A 5997-nucleotide genomic window follows, 5' to 3' on the forward strand; every position below is an offset into this window, starting at 1 on the left:
GGTGGCGGGCGTTTCGGCCGGCGTTTCGGCGGTGCTGGGCGGCGCGCTGTGCAGCCGCAGCGCGAGCCAGGCCGTGGACTGGCCGGCCAGACTGCGGCCGATGTCCAGGCCGAGCAGGTCGCTGATGAGGCGGATGCGCGCGGCGAGCGTATTGCGGTGGATCTTGAGATGGCGGTTGGCGGCGCCGCCGAAGCTGAGCCATGAGCCGAGCGTGCCCAGCAACTCCTGCGGCCCCGGGTCGGCGCGGCGCGGCGGGACGTACCGCAGGCAGGGCCCCAGCAACTCAAGCGCCCACAGCCGCCCCTCGGGGCTCGCGAGCGCCGTGGTGTCGGTGTGTCTGCCGAAACCGGCGTACCGCAGGGGCGCGCCACGGGCCACGGCGAGGGCGTGGATCGCCTGCTCGTAGCCGGCCGCGGTGTCCCGCAGCGGGTGCTCGGCGCTGGTGCCGATCCGGCACTCGGGGACCCGCTGGACGATCAGCCGGGCGAGCCCGTCCGCGCGCTCCCTCTCCTTTTCCCCTTCCCCCTTCGGTCCCGGCGGTACGAGCGCGATGAGGTGGTTGGAGCGCACGGGGCAGGGCACGATCCACGCCCGGCCCCGGGCCACTTGGTCGATTCGGGCCGCGATCTCGCGCCGCCTGCGGACCGGACACTCGATCACATATACGCGGGCGAGGGCAGGCAGGGCCGGGCCCAGCGCCCCGGCGATCCGTTGCGCGGCGGGCACGCTGCCGACCATGAGGAGATGCAGCACCGCCTCGCGGCTGTGCGCCTCGGCCGATTCGACGCGCCGCCGGGCCCGCTCCGCCTCCTCCAGCCGCCAGCAGAGCGCGAGGGTGCGGGCGGCGTCGGCGAGCAGCACCCCGCAGCGCGGGTCATCGGGCCCGACGACGGCGAGGTACGGCGGCTCGTCCCCGCCTGCGGCGTCGCCGTGGCCGAGCCGGACCAGGTGTACGCAGCGGCCACCCTCGCCGCCGAGCACCGCGGAGGGCGCGCCGCGGCGGCGCAGTTCGACGGCGGCAGCAGAGGCAGCAGAGGCGGCAGAGGCGGCGGTGGCAGCGGGGGCGGTGGCCGGCGTGTCCGGGCCCGGGTCCGGCTCCGGTGTGGCGAGGACCGTGCCCGTGGGGCCGATCAGCGCGGCGAGGCCGCCGGTGCGGCGGGTGAGCCAGGCGAGGATGGCGCGTACGGACTCCGGTTCCGCGGCGAGGCGGGCCAGGGCGAGCACGTCGTCGGCGCGGTCGGCCCGCGCTTCCGATGACGCTGGTCCCATGGGTGAAAACTGTAGTGCTGCGGCTTTCGGGTGGCGACGGTGATGTCGGCTAAGGTCGGCCGGGTGACCGCCGTCATAGCCGCGATGCTTACCGCCGTCGTCGGCGTTCTGGGCACGCTCTTCGCCCCCTTGCTCCAGCAACGCATGACCGCCCGGCAGCGCGCCGAAGAGGCGCGCGTCGAGGACCGGCGGCGCCACCTCGAGGAGCGCCGGACCGCCTACATCGCCATGAACCGGGCCTCCCGCCAGTTCCACACCCTGCTCAAGGACGCCCTGCACCGGATCAGGGACGGCGTCTACACGGAGGAGGACCGCACCGGGCTCGAGGAGGCCCGGCGCGAGTACCGGGACTGCTACGCCCAGGCGCAGATGACCGTCCCCGAGCGGGTCCTGGCGGCGTCCCGCGAGCTCAACACCGTGCTCGCCGGGATCGACGCCATGGCCAAGCGGATCGACCGTGGCCTGCCGGGCGAGGGGGAGACCGCCGCGGCGGCGCTGATCGAGCTCAAGGAGGCCGAGCCGAGGCTGTCGGCGATGCGCCGGGTGATGCGCGAGGACCTGGGCATCACGGATTGACGGGCGCCGCCCGTCACCCGTCGCCCGCCGCACGCCCGCTCACCCCCGCGCCGCCACCCGCGGCTCGCCGCGGAAGACCTGCGCCATGTGTCAGTCGATGTGCTCATCGGCGACCGGCGCGCTGTCCGCCCGCGGCCCGAGCACCGGCCGCCCGCCCAGCCGCAGCACATACGCGTGGGCGGCCTCGCTGCGGCCGGTGAACTGCCGTGACACCAGGATCCGTCGCTTCCCGTCGAGGCCCAGCACGCCCTTGTCGAACAGCTTGTGGTGGAGGGAGCACAGACACAGCCCGTTGGAGAGGTCGTCGGGGCCCGCGAAGGCCCACCACCGCACATGCGCGGCCTCCAGGCCCACCGGCGTACGGCCGCCCGCCCCGCCGCGCGCCCGACCGCCCGTGCCCTCGATCGCCCCGTCGTAGCCGCAGAACGCACAGCGGCGTTCGTACGCCGTCAGCACCCGCTCCCGCATTTCGGCGGCCCCGTGGCGGATCCGGCGGGTGCCGCGCGCTCCGTCGTCGGCGGTCAGGTCGAGACCGACGGCGTCGGCGAGGTCGGGGTGGAGGGAGGGCGCGAAGTGCTGGCCGAGGAGGAGTTGAGCGAGGCGGCCGAGCAGGGCGGGGTCGGCGGTCAGCGCGTCCCGCAGGCCGGGGGCGAGCCGCCCGGCCGCCCCGCTGGCGCGCAGCGCGCCCAGCGCCGTGCCCGGGCTGCCCTCGCCCGCGTCGGTCCGTACCTCCCACACCCCGTCGTTCACCAGGTGGTGGAACGGATACGCGGCGCTGGTGGGGCGCCTGGGCCCGTACTCCGCCAACAGCCGTTTGAGATCCGCCTCGACCTCGGTGAACCGCAGCGCGTCGCCCGCGTCCTGCTGGAACCGGCCCAGCGCGTACAGCATGAGCAGCGGCTTGTGCGGCGCCCGCTCCCCGTTCTGCGACCACTGCCGCAGCGTGCGTACGCGCTCGGCCCAGCCCATCCGCTCGATCCCCTCCATGCCGCCACGGTAACGGGGGAGTTGGGGTGGCATGCTGGACCACGTGGCTGGGCCGCGTATCGACGGGTCCGGGTACGACAGAACGGACAGAACGGGGAGAGGCGCATCGTGGACGCTCTGCTGGTGGCGAATCAGCTCGTGCCGTACGTCACGGCGGCGGTCGGCGCGTACGGGACGGCCGCGTTGACCCGCGCGGCCGACGCGGGCGCCGATGCGACCGTCTCGCTGGGGCAGCGGATTCTCCAGCGGCTGCGGGGGCGGGAGGAGAGCCGCGAGGGCATCGACGAGGCGGTCCAGGACCTGGCCGCCGCGCCCGAGGACGAGGACTTCCAGGCGGCGCTGCGGGCACAGATCAAGCGGGCGCTGCTCGCCGACGCCGAACTCACCGCCGAACTCGCCCGTTTGCTGCCCGTCGGCGGTACGTCCTTCACCGCCTCCGGCCAGGGCGCCGTCGCCGTCCAGCACAACTCCGGCATCATCAGCACCGGAAGCGACGCCACGATCCAGCGATGACGCAGCAGCCGTTCAGGCCCGGGGAGGCGTCGGGGGACCGGGCCGTGGCCGTGGGCCACAACCAGGGCATCGTCAGCACCGGGGACGGGGCCGTCATCGACAACCGCACGGTGCGGCTGCCGGCCGAGGCGGTCAGGGGCCCGGCGGAGGTGGCGGCGCCGCCCGGGCTGAACAATCTGCCGGCGCCGCGCAGCGGGGTGTTCGTCGGCCGCGAGGAGGACCTGGCGCGCCTCGACGCGGCCACCCGCGCCGAAGCCGAAGCCGAAGCCGACGCCGACGCCGAGGCCGAAGCCGACGCCGAGGCCGACGGCACTGTCCCGGTCGTCGTGCACGGGCTCGGCGGCATGGGCAAGAGCACCCTCGCGCTGCACTACGCCCACCGCCACCGCGACCGGTACAACCCCATCTGGTGGATCCCCGCCGAGTCGGCCGGCACCATCGGCCTCGGCCTCGCCGCCCTCGCCGCGCATCTGAACCCGTACGCCGACCTCACCGCCGCCTCCGGCGCCGAGGCCGCCGCCTGGGCCACCACCTGGCTGCAGGCCCACGACGGATGGCTGCTGGTCTTCGACGACGCCGCCGCGCCAGGCGATCTCGCACCGCTGCTCGGCTCCCTCACCACCGGGCGGCACCTCATCACCAGCCGCCGCGCCACCGGTTGGCATCACCTCGCCCGGCCCGTGGCACTCGACACCCTCACCCCCGACGCCGCACTGGACCTGCTCATGCGCATCACCCACTCGACCGACGGCGATGGCGCCCCCGAGCTCGCGGAGCTGGCCGCCGAACTCGGCCACCTCCCGCTCGCCCTGGAGCAGGCCGCCGCGTACATCCAGCACACCGCGCTGACCCCCGCCGCCTACCTGGCGCGGCTGCGCCGCCACCCGGCGCGGATGTTCGCCACGTCAGCGGATGCCATGTCAGCGGAGGCCATCTCAGCCGATGCTGCGTCGGCCGATGCCTCCTCCGCCGGAGCGGACGCCGCCCAGCAGCGCACCATCGCCCGTATCTGGCAGCTCACCCTGGGCGCCATCGGCGCCCGGGACCCGCTCGCGGTCGAGATTCTGCGTACGGCCGCCTGGTTCGGCCCCGACGATGTGCCGCGCGATCTGGCCGAGGCGCTGGACGACGATCCGATCGCTGTCGACGAGGCGCTGGCGCTGCTCCACGCGTACAGCATGATCACCCTCACCCCGCGCACCTTCGCCGTCCACCGGCTCGTCCAGGCCGTCGCCCGTACCCCCGACCCGGCCGATCCGCACCGCGCCGCCGACGCGATCGCCGGGGCCCGGCGCCGCGCCGCGGAGCTGCTGGCCGCGGCCCTGCCCGAGGACCCGCTGTTCAATGTGGCCGGGTGGCCGCGCTGGCGGGAGCTGCTGCCGCATATCGAGGCATACGCGGCGCTGACCGAACCGACCGCGCCCGACCAGGACGACGAGGCGATCGACCGCGTGCTGTTCGAGGCGTCGGCCTTCGTCCTCGGGGAGGGCCGTACGGACCGGGCCATCGCCTTCGCCGAGCGCTCCGTCGCGGCCTCCGAGCGGCTGCGCGGCCCCGACCACCCGCGCACACTGAGCTCCCGCAGCTATCTCGCGAGCGCCTGCCGCTCGGCGGGTGATCTGGATCGCGCGACGCCGCTTCACGAGCGCAACCTGGCCGACTGCGAGCGGATCCTGGGCCCCGACCACCCGGACACCCTCGCCTCCCGTTCCAACCTGGCCCATCTGTACGCGCTGGCGGGCGATCCGGACCGGGCGGCCCCGCTCCACGAGCGCAACCTCGCCGACTACGAACGCACCCTGGGCGCCGACCACCCGCACACCCTGGCCTCGCGTGCCAACCTGGCCACCGTCCACCGCTCGGCCGGCGATCTGGACCGCGCCCTGCCGCTGCTGCAACGAAACCTCGCCGACCACGAGCGGATCCTCGGCCCGGACCACCCCGAAACCCTCACTACCCGCTCCAACCTGGCCTACGCGTACGAGCTGGCGGGCGACCCGGACCGGGCCGTTCCGCTGCACGAGCGCGTGCTGGCCGACCGCGAGCGGGTCCTCGGCTCCGCCCATCCGCACACCGAGCTCGCCCGGGACCTGCTCACCAGGGCCCGCGCCGCACGCCCTTGATCCCCTACTCCGGTTCGCCCGCGCCACCTACATTGGCCGGATGACCAACGACTTGGTGGGTAACGAGCCTTTGCCGCGCCGCCGCATCGGCGTGATGTTCGACCGGGACCGCAAGCCGGAAGAGCTGTCCGCGTTCGCACGGGCGGTGGAGGAGTACGGAGCGGACGACCTGTGGGTCGTCGAGGACCTGGGCTGGGCCGGGGCGATCAGCTCGGCGACGCTCGCGCTGGCGGCCACCGAGCGGCTGCGCGTCGGCATCGGGATCGCCCCGGCCCCGCTGCGCAGCCCGGCGCTGCTCGCCATGGAACTGGCCATGGTGGCCCGGGTGTTCCCGGGTCGCTTCATTGCGGGCGTCGGGCACGGCGTGCCGGAGTGGATGGCCCAGGTCGGCGCCGCGTCCCCGACCCCGCTGGCGCTGCTCGAAGAGACGATCACGGTGGTGCGCACCCTGCTGCGCGGCGAGACGGCCACCCTCGACGGCCGGGCCGTGCACATCGACGGCGTGACCCTGGTCCACCCGCCCGCCGAG

General features: G+C 74.7%; 6 protein-coding genes. 4 read left to right on the top strand and 2 right to left on the bottom strand.

Going from position 1 to position 5997, the window contains the following annotated elements; all coding sequences use genetic code 11:
• Nucleotides 1-1269 (bottom strand): PucR family transcriptional regulator (locus CCN51_RS47100; RefSeq protein ID WP_086860989.1); only part of this gene is annotated, 1269 nt, incomplete at its 3' end.
• A gap of 63 nt (nucleotides 1270-1332) precedes the next feature.
• On the opposite strand from CCN51_RS47100, the gene CCN51_RS47105 reads away from it, so the two are divergent.
• Complete coding sequence (locus CCN51_RS47105; RefSeq protein WP_043486944.1) at nucleotides 1333-1845, top strand: hypothetical protein; 513 nt, start codon at nucleotides 1333-1335, stop codon at nucleotides 1843-1845.
• 90 nt (nucleotides 1846-1935) lie between these two features.
• On the opposite strand, the gene CCN51_RS47110 is transcribed toward CCN51_RS47105, so the two are convergent.
• The gene (locus tag CCN51_RS47110) at nucleotides 1936-2814 is read right to left on the bottom strand and encodes a phosphorothioated DNA-binding restriction endonuclease (protein ID WP_014176902.1); all 879 of its coding nucleotides are present in this window, start codon (nucleotides 2812-2814) and stop codon (nucleotides 1936-1938) included.
• Between the two features lie 126 nt (nucleotides 2815-2940).
• On the opposite strand from CCN51_RS47110, the gene CCN51_RS47115 reads away from it, so the two are divergent.
• The 3 genes from CCN51_RS47115 to CCN51_RS47125 form a co-directional block, all read left to right on the top strand.
• Nucleotides 2941-3345 carry a hypothetical protein gene (locus tag CCN51_RS47115; RefSeq protein WP_014176901.1) on the top strand — a complete coding sequence of 135 codons (405 nt, stop codon included), beginning with the start codon at nucleotides 2941-2943 and terminating at the stop codon, nucleotides 3343-3345.
• Nucleotides 3342-5468 (top strand): tetratricopeptide repeat protein, encoded by a 2127-nt coding sequence (locus CCN51_RS47120; protein WP_014176900.1) that lies wholly within the window; start codon nucleotides 3342-3344, stop codon nucleotides 5466-5468. Before CCN51_RS47115 ends, CCN51_RS47120 begins: the two co-directional genes overlap by 4 nt.
• Before the next feature lie 70 nt (nucleotides 5469-5538).
• Nucleotides 5539-5997 (top strand): LLM class flavin-dependent oxidoreductase (locus tag CCN51_RS47125; protein ID WP_143676126.1); only part of this gene is annotated, 459 nt, incomplete at its 3' end.

Origin of the sequence: Streptomyces milbemycinicus (genome assembly GCF_002154605.1) — a bacterium.
GTDB classification, from domain to species: domain Bacteria; phylum Actinomycetota; class Actinomycetes; order Streptomycetales; family Streptomycetaceae; genus Streptomyces; species Streptomyces milbemycinicus.

Coding starts and splice junctions, on each gene's coding strand:
- CCN51_RS47110 (WP_014176902.1), bottom strand. CDS start 2,814: ATGGGCTGGGCCGAGCGCGTACGCACGCTGCGGCAGTGGTCGCAGAAC.
- CCN51_RS47120 (WP_014176900.1), top strand. CDS start 3,342: ATGACGCAGCAGCCGTTCAGGCCCGGGGAGGCGTCGGGGGACCGGGCC.